The sequence below is a fragment of the Xaviernesmea rhizosphaerae genome, assembly GCF_001938945.1.
GTDB lineage: Bacteria > Pseudomonadota > Alphaproteobacteria > Rhizobiales > Rhizobiaceae > Xaviernesmea > Xaviernesmea rhizosphaerae.
This window is the reverse complement of sequence record NZ_MKIO01000012.1, coordinates 1-21328: the sequence shown is the minus strand read 5'-3', so window position 1 is coordinate 21328 and position 21328 is coordinate 1. Positions and strand designations below refer to the sequence as shown.

Genomic DNA, 21328 nt, shown 5'->3' with positions numbered 1-21328 from the left:
CGCGCATACCTTCTTCTCAAGCATATGCATCGCTGCAACCGTTATCTTTTGGTTGTGATTTATGAGTCCTGAGCCTAGGCTACGAAGCTCTCTTCCCGGACCTCTTCTCGGACAAGACGGACAACGACCCGGGCGATCGGTTCTACGATACCTTCGTTCCTGTAATGCAGGGGGCGCTTGGTGAGAACATGTGGTCACGTGCTATTCACGCGCTTCGGCATGGCATGGCTGATACGCTGAAGCAGGCGGGCGTCTCGACGGAGGTGATCGATGACATTTCCGGACGGCTAAGCGAGGGTAGCGAAACAAACACGCGCTACACTAATCCGGCAGGCCTTCCGTTGATGCGCGAGGCCTTGAAGCACTACCCTCTCATCACGGCGGGCATCGAGCGAAAACCATTGCAACTCCTCCCTTGGGTCGAAAACAAGCAACCACCGCCGTGGGCACGTGAAGGCAAGAAGTGATGAAACCGAGGCGGAAATAATTTCCGCACCTTGCCTCGCTTCATGGCGCAGCAACACGACGGGTGCGTTATCGCACTCTGGAGAATCGATTCAGAATCAAACGGCGTTTTAAGAAGTAATGGGGGGAGCAGGTATCCAAAGAGCAAACGCCGTTCGGCGCGAGGAACGTGAGAAGACGACGGTGAAGGACGTCACCTGGCCGATAGAGTGACGGCTCACGTCTCCCGTTCGTTTCGGTCCGGAAAGAGCAGATGGAGCTTCCTACGGAAGGGAAGCCCACCGGATCGGTATTTGGCGACGAGGTCATCGAAGACGGCATCGCATTCGCGCTCATCGAAGCCCTGCTCGGTGAGCATGGAGACGATCACGCCCTGGAACGTCTCAAGCTCGGCCTCCTGGCCCTTGTCCACGGCGCGGCGGATCAACCAGTACAACGCCACCCTTGCAACATCGTCGCGGTCGGGACGCCGTGCCCGCCTGTTGGCGTCGCGAAGCGCCTTCTGCCGCTGCCTTGCCATCTTCATGCTCATGATCTCCACCCTCCTGCTCCTCGGCCTCCTTCATGGTCGAGGGACCGGCCGACCGGCGCAAGCGCCGTTTGGCGGAATCGGAATTCCAGAGTTCGGAATCGGCGGCTTGGAAACTTGAATCAAAAGACCGCAATTTGTCTCAACGTGCGGGCACGTCATGTCGCATCGACACAAGTTACCCCGAGGCAAACGCCGTTGCTGAATCAGCCTCCTCGACCTTTGAATCAAAAATCCAGACCACGGAATCAAATGAGCGCAATTTGTCTCAGATTGCGGGCGACTTGAGACAAGTCGTCCGCAATGCAAGCCAACTCAAGCCAGATCAGGTCACATCATTGCCCTAGCACCGGGCGCCAGGCGCCGTCTGTTCGGACGGCATGCTGTCAGTTTCCCGCCGTCCGATCAACGTGCTTCCGATCACCCTGTCTCAGAAGCTGCGCGACTGCACCTCCATCCAGCGCCTGGGCATCGAATAGAGCCTTGATAAGGGCATCGAGCTTGTCCCTGTTCTTGCTCAGAACATCGACTGCCCGCCCGAGCGCCCTCTCCAATCGTGCATGAATGCGGGCCGCGAGATCCGGATTGCTGTCGAGCACAGCGGTCGGGTCACGGTCTTCGCGATAGAGCAGCGGCTGGATCGCGCCGAAGCCAAGGGAACGCTCCATGGCGAGCGCCATTTTCGTGGCCCGCGCCAGATCGCTGTCGTCGGAACCACCCGATCCGGCGGACACCTTGCCGACCACAATCTGTTCGGCTGCCCGTCCGGCCATCAACATCGCAAGCATATCCTCGCGATAGCCGAGCGTATCGCTGCCGGACGCGGTGAATCCGAGCTGGCTATAGCCACCGCCTCCGGATGTGTCGATGTTCAGGCCATGGATCGGGCCGAGCCGCAGCGCATGATGGACGACCGCATGTCCGGCTTCGTGGATCGCGAACCGCCAGCGCAGATCGTAAGGCACCTGGGGCCGATCCATGCGGATGCCTTCCTCGAGATCTTCATAGCAGATCGGCCGCTTTTCCCGTCGGGCTTTCAGGCGTGCCTGGCGAACGATCCGCTCGATGTCGGCGCCGGTCAGGCCCATCGCCCTGGTTGCCAGCCGCTTTAACACCGACACGGCCGCCTCAGGTGTGGCCGGTTCCACATGCTTCGATGTCGTTGTCATGTCGTCGTTCCTTTCCGGGTGTCACCTGAACCGTGCTCATCGCTGTCTGTGTCAGCATCATTTTCTGGTGGCGGTGGGCCTTCCACATGCGGTCCCGCGACGTCCGCCTCCACCTCGTCGTGAGCTTCGCCGTTCAGTTTTCCAGCATCGCCAACCAGCACCGCCAGATCGTCACCGAGATGATGCATGAAGATGGCCGCAAGCGCTGCGATGTCGGGCATGGGGATTTCGATGTGCGTCTCCAATCGCCCTGAGCGCTTGATCGCGTCATCGATCTGGTCCGGCCTGTTGGTCGCCCCGACGATGACCAGCCCTTCACTTTTCACGGCACCATCGAGCAACTCCAGCGCCTTGTTGACCACCGTATTCCAGTAGTCCGCATATTCCCGCTCTGCCGGCTGCCGCTTGCCGATGCCATCGATCTCGTCGATGAACAGAATGGACGGGGCAATCGCGCGGGCCTCGGCAAAGGTCTTGGCCATCTTGGCGATGACATCGTTGAGATGGCCGCCCTGCAGCCAGGTCGAGACCGATGTGGCGACCAGCGGCACCTGCAGGCTGTTGCACAGCGCCCGCGCAAACGTCGTCTTGCCGGTTCCTGGCGGTCCATACAGCAATAGTTTGGTGCTCATATCAGACCAGGCGAGAGCCCCTGCCCTGTGATCGGCGAGATCAGCCTTCAGATCCAGCGCCCAGGTCTTGGCCTTGCCGTATCCGGAGAGCGTCTCGACCATCAGCGCCGGGCGATCGCCTTCCCCCGGCCCCCAGGGCTCCGGCTGGATGACCTCGGCACCCGACGGCTTGTCACGCTTCCATCCGCCGCCACCGTCTTTTCCGGATGAGGATTTCTCCGACGCTGCACCATCCTGTTTCGATTTCGAGGATTTGCCGGTGGCCTTGGATGATGGCTCGTCGTCGTCATCATCACCATCGCGAGCGGCAACACGATTGCGCTCGGTCAGCGAAGCCAGCACGTCGATCACCTCGGACGCGCCGCGACCCGGCCGGAACGCCAGCACCACGTCGTCGATGGTCAGGTAATGGGAGTCATAGGCATTGGTCCATCGGGTGAGCGCCGCCAGACCGGTGTCACCATACATGGCCTCAAGCATCATGCTGATGAAGGGGTAGTCGAGGAACCCGCCGACCAGGGCGATATCGGCGGCGATGCTGATTTCGGATGGGATGTGCTGTGCCGTCTCCGAGATTGCCACAACCGGATAATCCCGCGTCAGCGCATTGACCAGTCGCCGCTGAAGCGTGGCGCCTGTCAGGCGATGGATCGACTCGCCGATGAACTGGATGTACGCACGCCCCGTGCCGTCGGCGACCGCGAAGCTGCTATCGTCATAGACATAGTCACCGTCGATGCCGTTCGGGACAGCCCCGGGAAGAAAGCCCGGCAATTCGAGCAGCCGCCGCATAGCTCGTTCGAAGCCGGGCACGGGTGCGTGCAGGCAGATCACGGGCGCCGCCATGGCAATCGTCTGGACGATCCTGGCAAGCGGCATGCTCGTGTTCTCGATCGCGCGCGCCAGCACCAGAGCTGCAACGACGTTACTGACCAGCGGAGCCCTGCCCGCCCGGCCAACAAGGCCGACGGCATAGGCACGGCGTCTGTGATCGACTGCTGCGGCATGATCCTCGGCTGACACCTGACCGAACCGGTCTAAGGACGGCAGCAACGCTGTCGACGCCTTCCCCTCAGTCACCACAATGTCGGACTGTTGGGGTGGCGGCAACAGATAGGCCGCGAAGGTACGGCGGATCCAGGCGAGGTCCCGATCCCGATCACCGCGCATGCGATCGGTATCGAATGCGGGACTGTAGCGACGAAGAACATGACCATCGACCTCGACGATCTTCATGGCGAGAAGTCCATTGGCATGGGCATTGCGCTGGGCTTCACGCCGGGCGACGCGGTCGAGACGGCGCAACAGAAGACGGGCGAGTTTATTCATCGATCCGGCCCTCCGTCATCGCGGCAATAATTGCCGTTTTGGGATCGGACGATCCCGCCTTCTTTGATGTGTGTTTCTTCAAGCTCCCCGGCGCGGCTTGGCGACACTCCCGGATCCGGCGACGGCCCAGGCAATGCTGGGTCGGATGCGGCTGGCTCGGATCGGGTCGAGCCGAAGCAAGCAGATCGCGGTTGCGGTGCGCGAGCCAGTCGAGCATCAGACGGCAGGCGGGATTGCCACGCTCGGCCTGCGTCTGCAGTCGGCTGATGACCGTGTCCGGCACGGTGCCGGTCAGACCATCGCCCTGCCGGACATGACCAAGCGCCAGTCCGATCAGGAAGGCCGGATCGTCGATGGGCGGATCATGGCGAGCAGGTCCGGGATAGCGGAGGACGGTGCCATGCGAATGATGGCAGACAGGGTTCAGTGACGTCGAGGGCGATTTGATCGCCTCGCAGCGGATGCGCGGCGGCACATCCGGGGTGATGTCGGAAGTCATGGACACTCCTTCGCCGAACCACACTCGGGTCCAGCGTCAATGAGAGATGGAATGGGAAAGCCGGCCCTAAGGACTGATGGGCACGCATGACGGTCGACATCAGGCGCCTGACGCCAAGCGTCAGGGCGCGGCGGTCAGGCCATCAGGCAGCAGGCATCAACGGCAGTCGGATGACGTGTTCGATCAGTGCCGGGGGCGCCGGGCAAAGCCCACCCGCACAAACATGGGGACCGGTTCATCATCCTCGGTTTCATCGGCGTCCCTGAAGCCGTCATCATCGAGGCGATCGCGTAGATCGTCATCGTCGCAAGACCGGGCAGCCAGATCTTCTTCGTAACTCCGGCTCGGTCCATTGAGGTTGATCCGCGGATGGAGCGCCGCAGTCGCGGCCGTTGTCATCACTGCCGGATCCATGACGGGCGCCCTGTCCAAACCAAGCGCCTTGCACGCTTCGGCCTCGAGAAGCTGCTGTACCCGGATGCCGAAGCGCAGACGAAGTTCGGCCATGCAGGCGGCCACACCATCGATCTCCAGCAGGTCGTCGATCTCGGAGAGCGCCCAGATGCCGGTAGCATGATCGCTCGGTCGGCTGGCGCCATCGACGATCGCCACCTCGACCGCATCGACCATCAGCCGCTTCTGGTTCTTGTAGAGCCAGTCCGGCAGGACCATGGCCGAAGCCATCATCTTGAGCTTCAACTCTTCGAGCCGGCTTGTGTCGCCATAGGACGCCAACGACCGCTTCAAGTCGAGGATGTAGGCCGTGTGCCGGACGCGGTTCACGATGATGAGGTCGGGCGTGTAGCTGCCCTTGGCCGGCGCCTCGCAATCGAGCTTCACGCCATCGAGGCTCGACCAGTCGTTTCCGGCCACCGCTTCCATGGCCGCCTTGACCAGTGGCAGCTTCAACGACTGGGTCAGAACGAGGATGTTCGGATTGGCTTTCGCCAGCCGTTCGACCGCCTGCTCCAGCAGCTTGCCTTCGCGGAACGACACCGCCCGCACCAGCGAGGCGATATGAACGTAGTGACCGAGGATCGCGTCCTCAATCGGTTCGCCGTCGGCAACGGCGGCAATGGCGCGATCGATCAGCAAATCAAGATCGGCCTCGACATCGGCGAAGCGAACCAGATGCGGGTGACGGCGCAGCACCGCCGGTTCGCGAACCGCAGTCGGAGCCGCATTGCGGCCAAAGCCCAACGGGCGCGGGCGGGACCCGCAAGCTGCGGCAGCATCAGTCGCGGCGATCATGGAGCGGAGAACTTCCCCATAGGGAACAGAAACGGTATTCGTGCTCATAGCCCGATTCCTTCTTGTACAAGGTTGACGGTCAGGCCCTTGTCGATGTGTCCAGCATCGGCAGGGGCCGCTTTGTTCCGGCCATCCGGAACGCACTTACCCTGGCAGGACCCGGAACCGGGCTCAAGGTCCCGGACTGCAAAAAGAGAACGAAGCCGGTACAAGGTTAATGCCGGGCTCACGGCGACTTCTAAACCGAGACCCACTGGGCGCCTGCGACAGGTGCAAGGCAACCGCTTCAGCGATCATCATGCCCGACCGAAGCCGCCAATGAGAAAGGGCCGACAAGCGGCCCTCTCGATGTTGATGGAATGCCGGGCATCCGGCCCTCCAGTTCTCGTTGCCGCTTCACGCCGCGGTCGTCGGTGGCGAAGTCCGCTTGATCTTGTCCATGAACGCCGGGCGCTGAAAGCGCTTCTCAGGCTTGGCAAGCGCCTCGGCCACCGAAGGGATGGCGTCATCGTCAGATGCAGGCACCTTGAAGTCGCCGGTCATGATGGCGGCAAATCCATCCGTGAGCGTTGCGAGGTTCTCCTCCAACGACGGTCTGCTCAATGCCTTTGCCTTAGGCGAGGCCGAGGTTTTAGCCGGGGCCGAAGCGTCCGCGACAACCTTGGCAGAAGCGACCACGCCCTTTGCAACATCAGCCTTGACCTCCGGCCTGGTCGCCTCGCCTTTTTCGGGCGCGGCCCAGTTCAGCAGCGGCACGACCTCTGTCTCCAGCCAGGTCCGAAGCTCGGCCTTGTCAGGCCAAGAAGTCTCGCTGCCCATCTTGTAGAGCAACCGGCTGACCTTTTCCCAACCGGATTTTTCAGGCAGTACCGTAACCGTTGTGTCATGCTTGTCGTTCGGATGCGGCGTAACGAACTGGATGAGGCTTTGCAGCTCGCGGTGCGCGAGGCGTGCCGTGAGGTGGGTTTTCGCGGCGAGGTCCTTCTTGACGATGTTGTGTTTCGGCAAAGCCTCGAGCACATGGGCGCGGATCTCTTCGATATGCCCCACGAAAGATTTCATGCCGTCCCGTACCTTGATGGCGATGATCGCCTTGAGCCCAGCAGGCCCACCGACATCGTACGGATCGAGTTCGGGCTTCTCCTCAAGGTCCTGCTTCGACCCGGACATGATCGCCGTGACGTCCTGAACGCGCAGCCGATCATGCGTGCTGGCAAAGCCGATGGCCTGCTCGATCTGCTCCGGCGTGGCAGCACTCAGCTTTCCGAGGACAGTCGGACCGACAGCGAGTTCGATGAGCACCGCTTTGTAAGGAGCCAAGTTGCGGTGGACCGCACGCTGCGTCCGGACGTGGCGTGCAGTGTAGCCACAGCACTCGACGGCCCATTTCTCTAACGTGCCTTCCGGGAGCAGCAGGGCAAGCTTTTCGAAGCGCCCACCGCACTCGAAGGCCTCTTCAGTCGACCTGCGCCTCGCGCCGATGAAGAGCTTGGCGGCTTCCTCAAGCTCGGGCTTCACATCCTCAGCAATCGAGTTAGCTACGTAGAAGGCAGAGGCAGCAGAGGCGAGAGCAGAAGCTTTGGTGTTGTTTTTCACAGTCTATCTCCGTTTTGTTTGGATATCGCAAGTCCATCCGACCTTGCCCCTCCATTATCTCATAAACGCCAAGTAATTAAACCAACCAGCAGTTTTGCAATAAATTATTGCCGAGAATTACACTTTAAACAATACTTGTTTTACTTCAAAAATGACCGCACCAGCCCCAGTTTGACAGATTCTTGCTTTTCGTTGAGACAAGCAACGTTCACACTTAATGCGAGTGCCGCACCCGTCGGTTTCTGGCCGTCTTCGCTACCGGCCTTGCCTCTTTCCACATCCCGTCCGGCCTGGTAGCGAAGATGGACCGGTGACGTTTTCTGCGTGGAAGAGCGCACTCATGGCGAAGGCAATTCTGACCACCAAGGTCGATCCGACTTATGACGACCTTCCGGAGCAGCGGTATCACTTTCCGCGCACCTATCTGCGTCAGGTCGAGGCCGCGCGCGGTGACTGGATCGTCTATTACGAGCCACGACGGCCAAGCGGCGATCTGATGAAGACGGGCGGCAAACAGGCATATTTCGCAACTGCCAGGATCACCGACATCATTGAGGATCCGTCAAAGGCCGACCATTTCTATGCGCTGATTGATGACTTTCTGCCGTTCGATCATGCCGTGCCGTTCAAGGAGGCCGACCACTACTACGAGAGCGGTCTTCGCAAGGAGGACGGTTCAACGAACAAGGGCGCATTCGGTCGCGCCGTGCGCAACATTTCCGACGCCGGGTATGACCTTATACTCGCCGCAGGCTTCGCACATGTGCTCGGGCGACGGGATCGAGAACGTCCAGCGCCCGATCCGGTCGAGGAGGCGCGGATCGGCTTTGGTGACAACCCGCAGATCCCCTACGAAGTCGACAGTACAGATCGGCGGATCGTCTCTCAGGTGGTGCAGCGCCCCTTTCGCGACCGCGCGTTTTCCGTGGCGATCAAGGCGGCCTATCAGGACACCTGCGCCGTCACGGGCCTAAAGCTGATCAATGGCGGCGGCCGTTCGGAGGTCCAGGCTGCACACATCCGCCCGGTAGCCGACCGAGGGCCAGACAGCGTACGAAACGGCCTCGCACTCTCCGGCACCGTCCACTGGATGTTCGACCGCGGCCTGATCTCGGTCGATGACGACTACAACCTGCTGATCGCGAGCGGCGGCGTGCCGGATACCATCACGCGCCTCATCAATCCCGAGCGGCGCCTGCTTGTACCGTCACGCCCGGACGAGCGGCCACATTCGCAGTTCCTGCAATACCACCGCGAGAAGGTGTTCAAGGGGTGAAGTAGCGGAAATTATTTCCGCGGAAATCTGGCACGGAATTCACTTGTCGGGCGGCGCGTAAAATAAATCGATCATCTCGCTTGTGTAGTCGCCACTATTGTCATTGAATTTCACGCGAATGTCTGGGTGCTCAAGGACGCTCACTGTTTTCTCACCGCCCATTGCAACAAGCTCCACCATATACGGTTCGTCACCACAGCCGCAGATGACGCGGCTTTGCATTGTGAGAACCGAGTCGCGATCTTCCTGCTTGGCTATATCGTATTGAATATCATCAATTTCTGCTTGGATCTCAAACCCCTCGCAACGAGGGTTTGGGCACGTAAACTTGATATCCAGCATTCTAATGGCTTCTTTCTGAAATTCGGCGCTTCCTACAAGCCACAACCTTTTGTATTTGCAGGCACCCATATACAAGTCTCAAATCCTGAACTGGTAAATGAAACGCCACTAAATCATAGGCGCTCTATCGTTGACGACAGCTCTGGATTGCCGAGACAGGAAAGTTGAATATTGTGGGCAATCCTGGAACGTTCGAATAGAAGCGACGGTCTAAGCCGAAAATGAGCGAATGAGCATTGCGAACGTGAGCGTACAGGAACTGAAATCTGCCCTTTGGGACGCGGCGAACACGCTGCGTGGATCGGCTGTCGATCGGACCGATTGGAAGGGCTACATTCTTCCACTGCTATTCTTCAAGCGGATCTCGGATGTCTGGGACGAGGAGACCGAGGAAGCTCGTGAGGCCTATGGCGAGGCTGATCCGTCAATGTTCCCCGAGGTGCACCGATTTGTTCTCCCTGAGGGGTGCCACTGGAAGGACATTCGACAGGTCGCCACCAACGTGGGTTCGGCACTTCAAAAAGCAATGCAGGATATAGAACGCGCGAATCCTGACACGCTTTATCGAGTCTTTGGATCGGCTGATTGGGGCAACAAGGAAAAGTTCAGCGATGAGCTATTGAAGGACTTGGTCGAAGGATTCACGGAGATCAAGCTCGGCAACAAGGCGGTAACCACCGACGTTCTAGGCGACGCCTACGAGTACTTGGTTGGCAGATTTGCCGACGTGACCCGTCGAAACAAAGCAGGGGAATTTTACACGCCTCGAAGCGTTGTGCGGATGATGGTCGAGATCCTTGACCCAACGGAAGGAGAGAGCATCTACGATCCCGCCTGTGGTACCGGCGGTATGCTGCTCGGCGCCATAGAGCACGTGATCCGCAAAGGTGGCGACCCCCGGACGTTCTACGGCAAGATCTATGGCCAGGAGAAGAATCTGACTACCGCGGCCATTGCGAGAATGAATCTCGTCCTTCATGGGATTGAGGATTTTGAGGTCGCTCGTGAGGACACGTTGCGCAACCCGGCCTTCACGGACTCCAGCACGGGCGGCCTCGCCACTTTCGACTGTGTAATTGCCAATCCGCCGTTCTCGCTCAAGGAGTGGGGCCGCGATCTATGGGAGACCGACCCTTGGGGCCGCGCCTTGTACGGCATCCCCCCGGAGAGCTATGGCGACTACGCATTTGTTCAGCACATGATCGCTTCCATGGCATCGTCAGGAAATAGCCGCATGGCCGTCGTCCTGCCGCAAGGCGCATTGTTCCGGAAGGCGGCCGAAGGCTCGATCCGCGAGGCCCTGCTGAAAAAGGACATGGTCGAGGCGGTCATCGGCCTTGCGCCGAACCTGTTCTACGGCACGCAGCTCGCTGGATGTGTCGTCATTCTGCGTCGCAAGAAGGCCGAAGCCCGGAAGAACAAGGTCCTGATCATCGACGCCTCCAGTCTGTTCCGCAAAGGGCGGGCGCAGAACTTCCTCGATCAGAAGCACAGCGACCAGATCGTCGCCTGGTACCGCACCTTCGAGGACGTGGAGGATCGCGCGAAAGTCGCGACCCTTGACGAAATCAAAAAGGAAGGCTGGACGCTGAATATATCACGCTACGTCCTGCCGCCGATCGGCCAGGACATTCCGGCGCTACCGGAGGCCGTCGAGGCGTTCAAGACCGCGCTTGCCGATGCGCGAGCCGCTGAAGACCACCTGCGCAAGGTTCTGACTGAGGGAGGGTGGCTGCAATGAGTGGGCTAACCCAACGCGATCTCGAAAGCTATCTCTGGGGTGCCGCCACGCTGCTGCGCGGACTGATCGATGCTAGCGATTATAAGCAGTACATCTTCCCGCTGCTCTTCTTCAAACGCCTGTCCGACGTATGGGACGAGGATTACCAACAGGCGCTCAACGAAACTGGCGATGGGGGCTATGCCACCGCTACTGCCAACGACCGCTTCGTGATCCCCGAAGGCGCGCATTGGAACGACGTGCGCGCTGCATCCCGCGATGTTGGGCGGGCTCTGCTGTCGGCCTTCCTTGCCATTGAGGCCGCAAACCCCGAACGCCTGCAGGGTGTCTTCGGCAATGCGAATTGGACCGACAAGGCCCAGATGCCCGACAGCACGCTGAAGAACCTGATCGAGCACTTCTCCAAACATGACCTGACCCTCGCTGCCGTGCCGGAGGACGAGCTTGGCAACGCCTACGAATACCTCATCAAGAAATTCGCCGATGACAGCGGCCACACCGCGCAGGAGTTCTACACCAACCGTACCCTCGTTCATCTGATGGCGCAGATGCTGGAGCCCCAGCCGGGCGAAAGCATCTATGACCCGACCTGCGGCACCGGTGGCATGCTTATTTCCTGCTTGGCCGAGGTGAAACGGCGTGGCGGCGACATCCGCACCACCGGCCTTTACGGGCAGGAGCTGATCACCATCACCGCCGCCATCGCGCGGATGAACCTGGTCATCCATGGCGTAGACGATTTCCACATTGCCAGCGGAAACACATTGGCCACGCCGGCCTTCGTGCAAGGCGACCGATTGCGCAGCTTCGACGTGGTCCTGGCTAACCCACCCTATTCCATAAAGAAATGGAATCGCGGTGCGTGGGAGCAGGATGCCTGGGGGCGCAACTTCCTTGGCACCCCACCGCAGGGGCGGGCGGATTACGCTTTCTTCCAGCACATCCTGTCGTCGATGCACCCGAGGACAGGACGCTGCGCGATCCTGTTTCCGCATGGCGTGCTGTTTCGCAACGAAGAGGCCGAGATGCGGCGCAGGCTGGTCGAATCCGACCGGGTCGAATGCGTGCTGGGGCTTGGGCCCGGGCTGTTCTACAACTCGCCGATGGAGGCCTGCGTGGTGATCTGCCGGTTGCAGAAACCCGAAGCGCGCAAGGGGCGCATCCTGTTCATCGATGCGGTGGCCGAGATTGCGCGCGAACGGGCGCAAAGCTTTCTGCGCCCGGATCATCAGGCACGCATCCTGTCGGCCTATAAGGCTTTTGCGGATGAGCCCGGCTTTGCCGCGGTGGCGGAGGTGACCGATGTACTGGCGGCCGACGGCAACCTGTCGATTGCCCGCTATGTGAAGCGGCCCAACGGGGCGATGGCGGGTGGCGGTGCCACACTGGCGGCGACTTGGGCGGCGTTTGATGAGGACGGGCGCGAGTTCTGGTCGGGTATGGACGCGCTGGTGGACATGCTCGATGGCCTGACGCCTGGGGAGGATGCCGATGCTTGAGCGGCCGATTTCCAAGGCAGGGTGGACGCGCGTGCGGTTCGACCAGATCGCCACACAGATCAACGACCGGGTCGACAACCCCGCCGAGGCCGGGGTGGATCGCTATGTCGGGCTGGAACACCTCGATCCCGACAGCCTGCGCATCCGGCGCTGGGGTGAACCCACGGATGTGGAATCGACCAAGCTGCGGTTCCAGCCGGGCGACATCATCTTCGGCAAGCGGCGCGTCTATCAGCGCAAGGTGGCGGTGGCGGATTTCGAGGGCATCTGTTCGGCACATGCCATGGTGCTGCGCGCCAAGTCCGGCGCGGTGCTGCCCGAGTTTCTGCCCTTCTTCATGCAGAGCGACCTGTTCATGGAACGGGCGTTGAGCATCTCGGTCGGGTCGCTGTCGCCCACGATCAACTGGAAAGCGCTGGCGGCGGAGGAGTTCCTGCTGCCGCCGATCCAGGAGCAGGCGCGGTTGGTAGAGGTCATGAGTGCGGGTCGTAGCGCCACCGAAGCGATGGCTAATCTCCTATCTCGGCTGCGTGAGCTTCGAGCTTCAGTGGTTCTTGCTGTCACTGGCGGTGATGGTTCTGATGGCGCGGAATTGGTTCGGCTGGGAGAGATTTCGAACGTCGTTCGTGGTTCAACCCCACGTCCAGCAGGCGACCCGCGCTATTTTGGTGGCGACCACATTCCATGGATCACCGTTGGAGAAATCACCAAGGATGACGGTGTCTATCTGGAGACTACCGAGGCACAACTGACCGAACTTGGGGCCAGCTTCAGCCGCCAAATCCCCTCCGGCACGGTTATTCTGTCCAATAGTGGTTGGACGCTTGGCGTTCCGAAAATTTTGCGCATCACTGGCTGCGCTAATGACGGCGTTGCAGCATTTCTTGACCTTGATCCGAGAATAGACCCTCTGTTTCTGTATTTCCGTCTTTTCGGGATGACTGAGTATCTGCGCAATGCAATTGCTGCCGGCGGCGACCAGCCCAACTTGAACACCGATCTAATTTCGAAGCTGACGATTCCGCTGCTATCTCTCGAACAGCAGTTAGGGGCCGTTGCGCAGGTGCATGCAGTTCAGGCCGAAATAGACAAGGCAAAGCTCAGGTTGACTGCTCAGCAGGAGCTGTATCGCAGCTTGGCTGGCACCGCATTAGTTTCAAGGGAATAGCTTGATGGCGTTCAACGAGTCCAACACCGTCGAAGCGCATCTGCGCGACCTTCTCGCGGGCGCGGCCTCGGCCCGCCCGACGCAACTCTCCATCGGCCTCGCCCGCACGGGCGGCAGGATCGCGGGCCTCGGCTGGCATTACGTCGCCCCGGCCGACCTTCCCCGCCAGCCGCAAGAGGTGCTGGTCGAAGCCCATCTGCGCGACGCCCTGATCCGCCTGAACCCCGACATCGCCGCGAACCTCGGCCGGGCCGATGACGTGCTCTACCGCCTGCGCGCCATCGTCATGGGTGCGCGGTCGGATGGCCTCGTGAAGGCGAACGAGGAATTTGCCGCTTGGGCACTGGGCGAACGTTCGATGCCCTTCGGCGCGAATGGCGAACACGTCACCATCCGCCTGATCGACTTCGATGATATCGAGAAGAACAGCTTTGTCGTCACCCAGCAGTTCACCATCCGCGCGGGCAAGACGGAAAAGCGCGCCGATCTGGTGCTGCTGGTCAACGGCATTCCGCTGGTCCTGATCGAGGCCAAGACGCCGGTGCGGTCCAGCCAAAGCTGGCTCGACGCCGCCTTGCAGGTGCATGACGACTATGAGCGGAACGTGCCGGAGCTGTTCGTGCCCAACGTCTTCTCAGTTGCGACCGAGGGCAAGGAGTTTCGCTACGGCTCGGTCCGGATGCCGGTGGATATGTGGGGCCCTTGGCGCGACGGTGACGGGCCGCAGACGATGGGCGCGGTGGAAAAGGCCGCCGCCTCGATGCTGCGCCCGGCGATGGTGCTGGATATGCTCGACAGCTTCACCGCCTTCGCCACCCAGAAGGGCAAGCACCGCATCAAGATCATCGCCCGCTATCAGCAGGTGGACGGCGTCAACAAGATCGTCGCGCGGGTCGTGGCGGGCCAGCCGCGCAAGGGGCTGATCTGGCACTTCCAGGGGTCGGGCAAATCGTTGCTGATGCTGTTCGCCGCGCGCAAGCTGCGGCTGCACCCGGCGCTGAAGAACCCCACGGTGCTGATCGTGGTAGACCGGATCGACCTCGACAGCCAGATTTCCGGCACCTTCTATGCGGCCGACATGCCGAACATGGTTCGCACTGAAAGCAGAAAAGAGCTGGCCGATCTGTTGGGCAAGGATGCTCGCAAGGTGGTGATCACGACGATCCATAAGTTCGCCGAGGCCGACGGCGTGATGAACGACCGCGATAACATCATCGTGCTGGTGGACGAGGCGCACCGCACCCAGGAAGGCGATCTTGGTCGCAAGATGCGCGAGGCGCTGCCGAACGCGTTCCTGTTCGGCCTGACCGGCACGCCCATCAACCGCGCCGACAAGAACACCTTCTACGCCTTCGGTGCCGACACAGATGAAGGCGGCTACATGAGCCGCTATGGCCTGAACGATTCAATCCGCGACGGGGCAACGAAGGAGCTGCATTTCGAGCCGCGATTGGTAGATCTGCACATCGACCAGATGGCCATCGAGGAAGCCTATGCCGAACTAACGCAGGGCCTCACCGACGAGGACCGGGATCGGCTTGGCAAGGCGGCTGCTAAGATGTCGATCCTGGTCAAGGCTCCCGAGCGCATCCGCGCTATCTGCGCCGACATCGCCAAGCACTTCCATGAGAAGGTCTCCCCGAATGGCTTCGGGGCGCAGGTGGTGACCTTCGACCGCGAGAGCTGTCTGCTTTACAAACAGGAGCTGGACAAGCTCCTGCCGCCCGAGGTTTCTGACGTTGTCATCTCCGTCAACAGCGGTGAGCCGGAATATGCGCCCTACAAGCGCGACCGGGATGCCGAGGAAAAGCTGCTCGACCGCTTCCGCGATCCGAAGGACCCGTTGAAGATCATTATTGTAACCTCGAAGCTGCTCACCGGCTTCGATGCGCCTATCCTCCAGACGATGTATCTGGACAAGCCGCTTCGCGACCACACGCTCTTGCAGGCGATTTGCCGTACGAACCGCCCCTATGGCGAGCAGAAGACGCATGGCCTGATCGTCGACTACCTCGGCATCTTCGACGATGTGGCGCAGGCATTGAAGTTCGACGAGGAAGGCGTTCAAAAGGCGGTGTCGAACATCGCCGAACTGATCAACGCCCTGCCGGCCGCCCTGCAGAAGTGTCTTGCCTATTTCGCGGGCGTGGACCGCAGTTTAACCGGCTACGAGGGCCTGATCGCTGCGCAGGACTGCATCCCCAATAATGAACTCCGTGACGCTTTTGCAGCGGACTTCAGTGTGTTGGCTCGCATTTGGGAAGCACTGTCACCTGATCCAGTCCTTTCAAAATACGAAGGTGACTACCGGTGGCTGGGACAGGTCTACGAATCCTTGAAGCCGTCGAGCGGAACCGGCCGGTTGCTCTGGCATCGACTGGGCGCCAAGACCATCGAGCTGATACATGAAAATGTGCATGTGGACGCGGTCCGCGACGATCTCGATACTCTGGTCCTAGATGCCGAATTGCTTGAAACTGTGCTTGGCAATCCTGATCCCGAAAGGAAGGCCAAGGAAATCGCGGTCAAGTTGGCGGGTCGCCTTCGGAAGCATTCAGGAAATCCGAAGTTCAAGGCGTTGGGTGAGCGCTTGGAAGACCTGAAGAACCGGCATCAGCAAGGACTATTGTTGTCGATCGACTTCCTGAAGGAGCTTCTGTCGCTGGCGAAGGACGTGGTGAAGACCGAACGCGAAACACCGGAGGAAGAGGACATTGATCGCGGCAAGGCTGCTTTAACAGGGCTGTTTGAAGACGCACGAAACGGCGATACGCCCGTGATGGTCAAGCGAGTCGTCGATGATATCGACGAAATCGTTCGCGCTGTCAGGTTTGATGGATGGCAAGCAACCCATGCCGGTGAGCGAGAAGTTAAGAAGGTACTGCGTTTGACGCTTTTCCGGTACAAGCTTCATCAGGACGCTGAGCTGTTCGAAAAGGCGTACGGGTATATTCGGGAATATTACTGAGCAGAAAGGCATTTGATGAATCCGACGATATCAACGGAAACGCTTGTTGAAGAAATAAGTAAGGCGGCATTTACCGGAAATGCTGCCGCGTTTGTCGGCGCGGGCATCTCCACTCCTTCAAAGCTTCCGAACTGGATGGATCTGTTGCGTCCGTTAGCGGAGCCTATGGGGCTGCAGATCACGGAGGAGGACGACCTTCCAGGGATCGCCCAATATATCGTCAACATGTCTGCTGGATCTCGCACTTCGTTGTTCGCTAGAATACAAACCGCAATCAAACAGTCGAAGTCAAAACCAAATCACTATCATCAGTCGCTCGCCCGGAGCGCGATCGATCTGGTCTGGACTACTAACTACGACGATCTTTTGGAAACGGCCTACCCGGTTGGCGCTCCTGTTGTGCATTCGAGAGACACAGACATAGCGCACCACCATGAACCGGGGCGACGCGAAATTATTAAGGCGCACGGATGCATAAATCGCTCCTCTGCGGATGAGCTCGTCATTACGCGTGAAGATTTCGAAGATTATTTCGTGAAACATCCACTGATGGCGGAGCGACTGAGAAGCGATCTTCAGCGAAAAACATTTCTGTTCGCAGGCTACGGCTACGGTGATCCTAACATAGCCAGCATTTTAGTCGAGGCGCGAAGGCTGGCGCACAAGGTGCCGAAACAGCGTTATATGCTTCAACGGAAGGCTGACGCGAGCAAAGCTCCAGATGCCATTCAAAGGCAACAACAGTGGGCCATGGACCTGCGGCGAATAGGAATTGACTGCGCCATCGTAAACAACTTCGATGAGTACGCGGCTGCTTTGGATAGCATTGCACTTAGGTCCAGAGGACCAACGATGTATGTTACCGGCGGTCATACCGCAAACAGCAAACTGGCTGAAGAAGTCGGCAGAGAGCTAGCCAAGCGAACCGATGTTTCAGTTGTCTTGTTTGATGGACAGTCCACAGGCGCAAGCAGGAGCTTTATACAGGCGTTTGTAGATCAGGCAGCCAAGGATAGGATCGATTTCCGAGAGCGGATTCGGTACTTTCCCAATCCTTATGCACAAGTTCCCGCTCTCTCAAATGATCCCGAACTCTTGCCTCGCCTCAAGGAATGGCGGGCTGAGATGCTTCGAGCGGCTAATACCGTCTTAGCTTTCGACGGAGGAATGGGAACTCGGGCCGAGGTCGAGCTTGCTGCTGATCTCGGGTGCAACATCTTGCTGTGCGCCGAAACCAGCACGGGTTCGTCTGCTTCTCTGGCCCAGATAGCGCATATCCGGAAACTCCTTCCATATGACCACGGGTACCTAAGCTCCACAGACAGCGGAACTCCGATGCAGCCTGCAGAAATCGTCGACCTTGTGTTAACAAAAATGCCTCAGTGGAAAAGTTGGTGACGCTTGTTTTTCGTCCAGATGGTGCTGCATTAGACGTTGGTCCCGGAAAGCCAACTCGCGTCAACGCGTTGATCGGTGCCAGCCATCGTCGCAACGTTTCTGACCAGCTTCGCAAACTCGAGGCATTGCGTGCAACAGCCGCGCCATGCCAGATCGTTTCCGATTTGAGCATTGTCCAAAACAACCCTTCCATTTGGAAAGCAATACTAGATTTTGGGTACTTCGCTGCGACGTTACCGATTTACACGGTCGAACCTCGTCAACAGGGCATTGACGAACTAGAACTACTAGATCGAGTCAGGGAACAGGCCGAAGGTGGGGTTGGCATCATCACCATTCATCCCACCCCTACCCAGGAAATCATTACTCAGGCACAATCTCGATTAGTGCCATTTACTTCCAGAGGCGGAGGCATTGTTATCAAAGACCTTGCGGTCTCGCGACGCCGGGAAAACGTTTATGTGCGCATATTGCCTGACATCATTGCTATCTGCCTGAAGTATAAAACCACGATCAGCCTTGGAGCTTCGTTCCGGTCTGCCAACATCTTCGATAGCGCCGATGCTGCACAGATGTCCGAAATCAGACTACAGCTCGAACTAGCCCAACAGATAAAGCGTGAAGGGGTTGGGGTCATCATCGAGTCGCCTGGTCATGCGCGGCCCAGTTCGATTGCGTTAATCGCGGACGCACTTTCATCAAGTGGTGTCCCAATTATGCCCTTAGGACCAATCCCCACAGACGTTGCCGTAGGGCAAGATCATGTTTCGTCCGCCATTGGAGCTACACTCATGGGCTTGAAAGGCGCCGCTCACATATTGGCTGCCGTCACCCGAGAAGAACACACGGGCAATATCCCGACAATTCCCTCGACAATCGAAGCAGTCAGGGCTGCGGCTATAGCCGCCCACGTGATCGACATAGAGATGCTCGGAGCGATCGATGAAGATCTAGCAATAACTGAGCGGCGCGCTGCCACACGCACCTGCGTCGATGGAAAGGTTAGCAAAGGGTGCAATCGATGCGCCGCCCAATGTCCGCTTTACGCAGTGTAAGGCGGAAATTATTTCCTCAATACGTCCGCGCAACATTTGCGATTAGGCAGTCGCATCGCCCACCAATGTGTTTCAGGTACCGCTATTACGTTCTGCTCGGTGAGCACCCACTACCGCTTGTCAGTCCACGAGTCGATCAAGCGCACTGGCCTCAAGTTCAGGAATTTCCGCGGCCGTCACCATCTCCCATAGCCGCGCGACCCGGCCGATTTCATGGCTCGTCGTCGTTACAAAAAAGCGATCTCGAGCGCGAGAAGCTGCCACGAAAAAGGCCAAGGCTTCCTCATCCATGTCCGCACTTGAGAAAAATCCGTCATTCTGAAGATGAAGAAAGAATACTGTGTGCGCCTCTAGCCCCTTGCTCTTATGAACAGTCATGAGCTTTACTTGATTTCTGCCCTGGAACTGCGTGATCGCCTCCTGCCAAGTCTCTGCCAAGTCTGCACACTCCTGCAGAAACTTGATGGTTGCGGAGTGTATGGCGGCGAACCTAGCAGGATTTGAATAATCTGGCGCCAGTTGTGAAAGCGTAGTCGTCCCGAGGGAATCGAAGATGCCCGTTGCAACGCTCTCGGCCGTGGTGCCTGACGGAGCGTTGGCCGTAGCGGCTCTAGCGAGCTTAACTGCCTCTCTGATCTTCTGCTCCACCTTTAGTTCGGCAGATGGCCTGTCGTCCTGGTTACCAAAGATCGGACCGATCATGTTGCGCAGCCTATGGAACGGAGCGCCACTCCGGTCATCGATTGCCATCTGGAGCGCACAGATCACAACATCTGGTAGCGGCTCGGTCATCAGTTCCTGGATTTGAATTTCTCCTAGGGATCGCGCTTCGTTGCGAAGCGTGAGGCCTTCTTCGACAAAGGCGAACGCAAGTTTTTCCTCCAGCTTGTCTGCTCTTTGCCGGGCGAGAAGCATGAAGTCCTCAGGTTTGTACCGGCCGGAACCGACCGCCGCTGCGATGGACTTGGCGATAGCAGTGGCCTCTTCCCTGGCGTTCGGGAAATGAATTGCGCCATCTGTGAGGCGTGGAACGTCAGCTTCACCGCGTGCAGAAGTTACCGGGACTGCGTCAGGTTCTATGTCTGTTGCCATCGCATTTACGATCGCAACAATCCTTGGATTGGACCTGAAATTCGCGGTCAGAGCGATGACATCCGCGCTAAAATCTTGTGCAAATTCCTGGAAGATGCCGGATCTGGCTCCTGCAAAAGTCATGATTCGCTGCTTGCTGTCACCGACGGCCGTGATCACCGCGTCAGATCCCAGGAAAGCTTGCTTCAGCAACGCATACTGCAGTCCGGTCGTGTCCTGGAATTCGTCGAGAAACAAATGAGAATAGGTCATACGCAGTGCAGACTGCACATTAGGATTATGAGCCAGGATCGTCATTGCCAGGGTGGAAATCATTCCGAACGTTAGCTGGTGGGTTCGGTGCTTTCTCAGACGCGCTGCCCAGTAATGAAGGCCCGCTTGATTAGGGAAATCATCTTTCTTGGGATTGAGCGGCAGCGGTCCCGCTTCGGCGGTTAGTGTCGCGTGACCACGCTCGAGCCCCGTTGCGCTTATTGAGATATTGGCATCTCGTCGAAGGCGGCCAGCGAAATCATCCCAGTCCTGCCAACGTGGCATTATTACTTCATAGTTCCGCTCCGGCCGGCACCATTCCGGAAGCGCCGAACGGAATCGGTCGACGATGCTCTTGGCAAAGGCGTCGAAGGTGTAGCTCTCCAGACGCAGCCCAAGATCTTCACCCGCCCGTGCAGTCACACGGTCCTTCAGGTTTTTTGCGGCATCACGCTTGAAGCTGATCGCGAGAATCCTTCGGGGTGCCTTGCAGGTGTTCGTTTCGAGAAGATAGCTGGCGCGTTGTGCCAGAAGCTCAGTCTTTCCCGCACCGGGACCTGCAACAATGGCTGCGCTTTTATCACTCTTAACAACGTCCAGGGCTGCAGAGTCTAGGTTGATACCATTTCCCGGATGCCATCGGGCTCGCTCGATAATCGACACTAGAAATCTCCCCGGATGTATGGAGAAAGCAGATCTTGGCAACGTCCAAACATGGCTACTAGCGGCTCGGGGCAATCGGCTTTCATCTTATCACTAGAGATATTCGATAGAGCCTCGACGTGGGAGACCGGCTTACTGTTCGACTTGAACAAGGCGTCATACTGCGCCAGTTCTAAGGCAGAGAAGCGATCCGCAGCCTGATAGGCGTCCAGGCCAGAACCATCTTTGCCGAAAACGGATTTCTTGTAGCTGTCGGCGTCATCCGGCGTATCAATCGACGCGACCTTACCATAGCTGTCCGGGTAAGATTTGATCATCATCATGTCTAGGCTCAGGACCTATTAATTTGGTTTGAGATGTGATTCACGGTTTCGGAAAGGAGACCGTGATGAGTGATGTGTTTT

Annotated in this window: 18 protein-coding genes; 9 read left to right on the top strand and 9 right to left on the bottom strand. The window is 58.7% G+C overall.

Annotation, left to right across the window (positions count from 1 at the left end):
• The first annotated feature begins 224 nt into the window (after positions 1-224).
• Positions 225-467 carry a hypothetical protein gene (locus BJF92_RS25880; RefSeq protein WP_245294618.1) on the top strand — a complete coding sequence of 81 codons (243 nt, stop codon included), beginning with the start codon at positions 225-227 and terminating at the stop codon, positions 465-467.
• 215 nt (positions 468-682) lie between these two features.
• Here BJF92_RS25880 and BJF92_RS00385 read toward each other — a convergent pair whose 3' ends face one another.
• The gene (locus BJF92_RS00385; protein ID WP_075632817.1) at positions 683-997 is read right to left on the bottom strand and encodes a hypothetical protein; all 315 of its coding nucleotides are present in this window, start codon (positions 995-997) and stop codon (positions 683-685) included.
• A gap of 32 nt (positions 998-1029) precedes the next feature.
• Here BJF92_RS00385 and BJF92_RS24840 point away from each other — a divergent pair, with 32 nt between their 5' ends.
• Positions 1030-1341 carry a hypothetical protein gene (locus tag BJF92_RS24840; protein WP_143523843.1) on the top strand — a complete coding sequence of 104 codons (312 nt, stop codon included), beginning with the start codon at positions 1030-1032 and terminating at the stop codon, positions 1339-1341.
• 39 nt (positions 1342-1380) lie between these two features.
• Here BJF92_RS24840 and BJF92_RS00380 read toward each other — a convergent pair whose 3' ends face one another.
• The 5 genes from BJF92_RS00380 to BJF92_RS00360 all read right to left on the bottom strand — a co-directional run bounded on the left by BJF92_RS00380 (position 1381) and on the right by BJF92_RS00360 (position 7470).
• Positions 1381-2163 (bottom strand): ATP-dependent metallopeptidase FtsH/Yme1/Tma family protein, encoded by a 783-nt coding sequence (locus BJF92_RS00380; protein WP_075632815.1) that lies wholly within the window; start codon positions 2161-2163, stop codon positions 1381-1383.
• Positions 2160-4124 (bottom strand): ATP-binding protein, encoded by a 1965-nt coding sequence (locus tag BJF92_RS00375; RefSeq protein ID WP_075632814.1) that lies wholly within the window; start codon positions 4122-4124, stop codon positions 2160-2162. The genes BJF92_RS00380 and BJF92_RS00375 overlap by 4 nt, the downstream gene beginning before the upstream one ends.
• Positions 4117-4623 carry a hypothetical protein gene (locus BJF92_RS00370; protein ID WP_075632813.1) on the bottom strand — a complete coding sequence of 169 codons (507 nt, stop codon included), beginning with the start codon at positions 4621-4623 and terminating at the stop codon, positions 4117-4119. Before BJF92_RS00370 ends, BJF92_RS00375 begins: the two co-directional genes overlap by 8 nt.
• Positions 4624-4806: 183 nt before the next feature.
• Entirely contained in the window at positions 4807-5922 is a 1116-nt protein-coding gene (locus tag BJF92_RS00365) for a hypothetical protein (protein WP_075632812.1), read from the bottom strand.
• A 348-nt stretch (positions 5923-6270) separates the two neighbouring features.
• Complete coding sequence (locus BJF92_RS00360; RefSeq protein WP_075632811.1) at positions 6271-7470, bottom strand: hypothetical protein; 1200 nt, start codon at positions 7468-7470, stop codon at positions 6271-6273.
• Positions 7471-7810: 340 nt separating this feature from the next.
• Between BJF92_RS00360 and BJF92_RS00355 the strand changes: the two genes are divergently transcribed.
• Complete coding sequence (locus BJF92_RS00355; protein WP_075632810.1) at positions 7811-8746, top strand: HNH endonuclease; 936 nt, start codon at positions 7811-7813, stop codon at positions 8744-8746.
• A 39-nt stretch (positions 8747-8785) separates the two neighbouring features.
• Here BJF92_RS00355 and BJF92_RS00350 read toward each other — a convergent pair whose 3' ends face one another.
• Positions 8786-9088: a hypothetical protein gene (locus BJF92_RS00350; RefSeq protein ID WP_075632809.1), complete on the bottom strand. Its 303-nt coding sequence runs from the start codon at positions 9086-9088 to the stop codon at positions 8786-8788.
• A gap of 229 nt (positions 9089-9317) precedes the next feature.
• Here BJF92_RS00350 and BJF92_RS00345 point away from each other — a divergent pair, with 229 nt between their 5' ends.
• Genes BJF92_RS00345 through BJF92_RS00320 form a run of 6 tightly spaced genes read left to right on the top strand, consistent with a single transcriptional unit; the run spans position 9318 to position 18917 of the window.
• Positions 9318-10829 carry a type I restriction-modification system subunit M gene (locus tag BJF92_RS00345; protein WP_075632808.1) on the top strand — a complete coding sequence of 504 codons (1512 nt, stop codon included), beginning with the start codon at positions 9318-9320 and terminating at the stop codon, positions 10827-10829.
• A complete protein-coding gene (locus tag BJF92_RS00340; RefSeq protein ID WP_075632807.1) occupies positions 10826-12328 on the top strand; it encodes a type I restriction-modification system subunit M in 1503 nt (500 codons plus the stop codon). The genes BJF92_RS00345 and BJF92_RS00340 overlap by 4 nt, the downstream gene beginning before the upstream one ends.
• Complete coding sequence (locus tag BJF92_RS00335) at positions 12321-13496, top strand: restriction endonuclease subunit S (RefSeq protein WP_075632806.1); 1176 nt, start codon at positions 12321-12323, stop codon at positions 13494-13496. Before BJF92_RS00340 ends, BJF92_RS00335 begins: the two co-directional genes overlap by 8 nt.
• A gap of 4 nt (positions 13497-13500) precedes the next feature.
• A complete protein-coding gene (locus BJF92_RS00330; RefSeq protein WP_075632805.1) occupies positions 13501-16464 on the top strand; it encodes a type I restriction endonuclease subunit R in 2964 nt (987 codons plus the stop codon).
• Between the two features lie 15 nt (positions 16465-16479).
• Positions 16480-17862, top strand: coding sequence for an SIR2 family protein (locus tag BJF92_RS00325; protein ID WP_078057743.1), 1383 nt, complete (start codon positions 16480-16482; stop codon positions 17860-17862).
• Complete coding sequence (locus BJF92_RS00320; RefSeq protein ID WP_075632816.1) at positions 17859-18917, top strand: phosphomethylpyrimidine synthase ThiC; 1059 nt, start codon at positions 17859-17861, stop codon at positions 18915-18917. Before BJF92_RS00325 ends, BJF92_RS00320 begins: the two co-directional genes overlap by 4 nt.
• Before the next feature lie 120 nt (positions 18918-19037).
• Here the strand turns inward: BJF92_RS00320 and BJF92_RS00315 are convergent, their stop codons facing one another.
• Positions 19038-20924 (bottom strand): UvrD-helicase domain-containing protein, encoded by a 1887-nt coding sequence (locus BJF92_RS00315; protein WP_075632803.1) that lies wholly within the window; start codon positions 20922-20924, stop codon positions 19038-19040.
• Positions 20924-21247 (bottom strand): hypothetical protein, encoded by a 324-nt coding sequence (locus BJF92_RS24835; RefSeq protein WP_075632802.1) that lies wholly within the window; start codon positions 21245-21247, stop codon positions 20924-20926. The genes BJF92_RS00315 and BJF92_RS24835 overlap by 1 nt, the downstream gene beginning before the upstream one ends.
• Positions 21248-21328: the final 81 nt, after the last annotated feature.

Coding starts and splice junctions, on each gene's coding strand:
- BJF92_RS24840 (WP_143523843.1), top strand. CDS start 1,030: ATGGTCGAGGGACCGGCCGACCGGCGCAAGCGCCGTTTGGCGGAATCG.
- BJF92_RS00340 (WP_075632807.1), top strand. CDS start 10,826: ATGAGTGGGCTAACCCAACGCGATCTCGAAAGCTATCTCTGGGGTGCC.
- BJF92_RS25880 (WP_245294618.1), top strand. CDS start 225: ATGGCTGATACGCTGAAGCAGGCGGGCGTCTCGACGGAGGTGATCGAT.
- BJF92_RS00350 (WP_075632809.1), bottom strand. CDS start 9,088: ATGCTGGATATCAAGTTTACGTGCCCAAACCCTCGTTGCGAGGGGTTT.
- BJF92_RS00330 (WP_075632805.1), top strand. CDS start 13,501: ATGGCGTTCAACGAGTCCAACACCGTCGAAGCGCATCTGCGCGACCTT.
- BJF92_RS00365 (WP_075632812.1), bottom strand. CDS start 5,922: ATGAGCACGAATACCGTTTCTGTTCCCTATGGGGAAGTTCTCCGCTCC.
- BJF92_RS00345 (WP_075632808.1), top strand. CDS start 9,318: ATGAGCATTGCGAACGTGAGCGTACAGGAACTGAAATCTGCCCTTTGG.
- BJF92_RS00385 (WP_075632817.1), bottom strand. CDS start 997: ATGAGCATGAAGATGGCAAGGCAGCGGCAGAAGGCGCTTCGCGACGCC.
- BJF92_RS00325 (WP_078057743.1), top strand. CDS start 16,480: ATGAATCCGACGATATCAACGGAAACGCTTGTTGAAGAAATAAGTAAG.
- BJF92_RS00375 (WP_075632814.1), bottom strand. CDS start 4,124: ATGAATAAACTCGCCCGTCTTCTGTTGCGCCGTCTCGACCGCGTCGCC.
- BJF92_RS00380 (WP_075632815.1), bottom strand. CDS start 2,163: ATGACAACGACATCGAAGCATGTGGAACCGGCCACACCTGAGGCGGCC.
- BJF92_RS24835 (WP_075632802.1), bottom strand. CDS start 21,247: ATGATGATGATCAAATCTTACCCGGACAGCTATGGTAAGGTCGCGTCG.
- BJF92_RS00335 (WP_075632806.1), top strand. CDS start 12,321: ATGCTTGAGCGGCCGATTTCCAAGGCAGGGTGGACGCGCGTGCGGTTC.
- BJF92_RS00370 (WP_075632813.1), bottom strand. CDS start 4,623: ATGACTTCCGACATCACCCCGGATGTGCCGCCGCGCATCCGCTGCGAG.
- BJF92_RS00355 (WP_075632810.1), top strand. CDS start 7,811: ATGGCGAAGGCAATTCTGACCACCAAGGTCGATCCGACTTATGACGAC.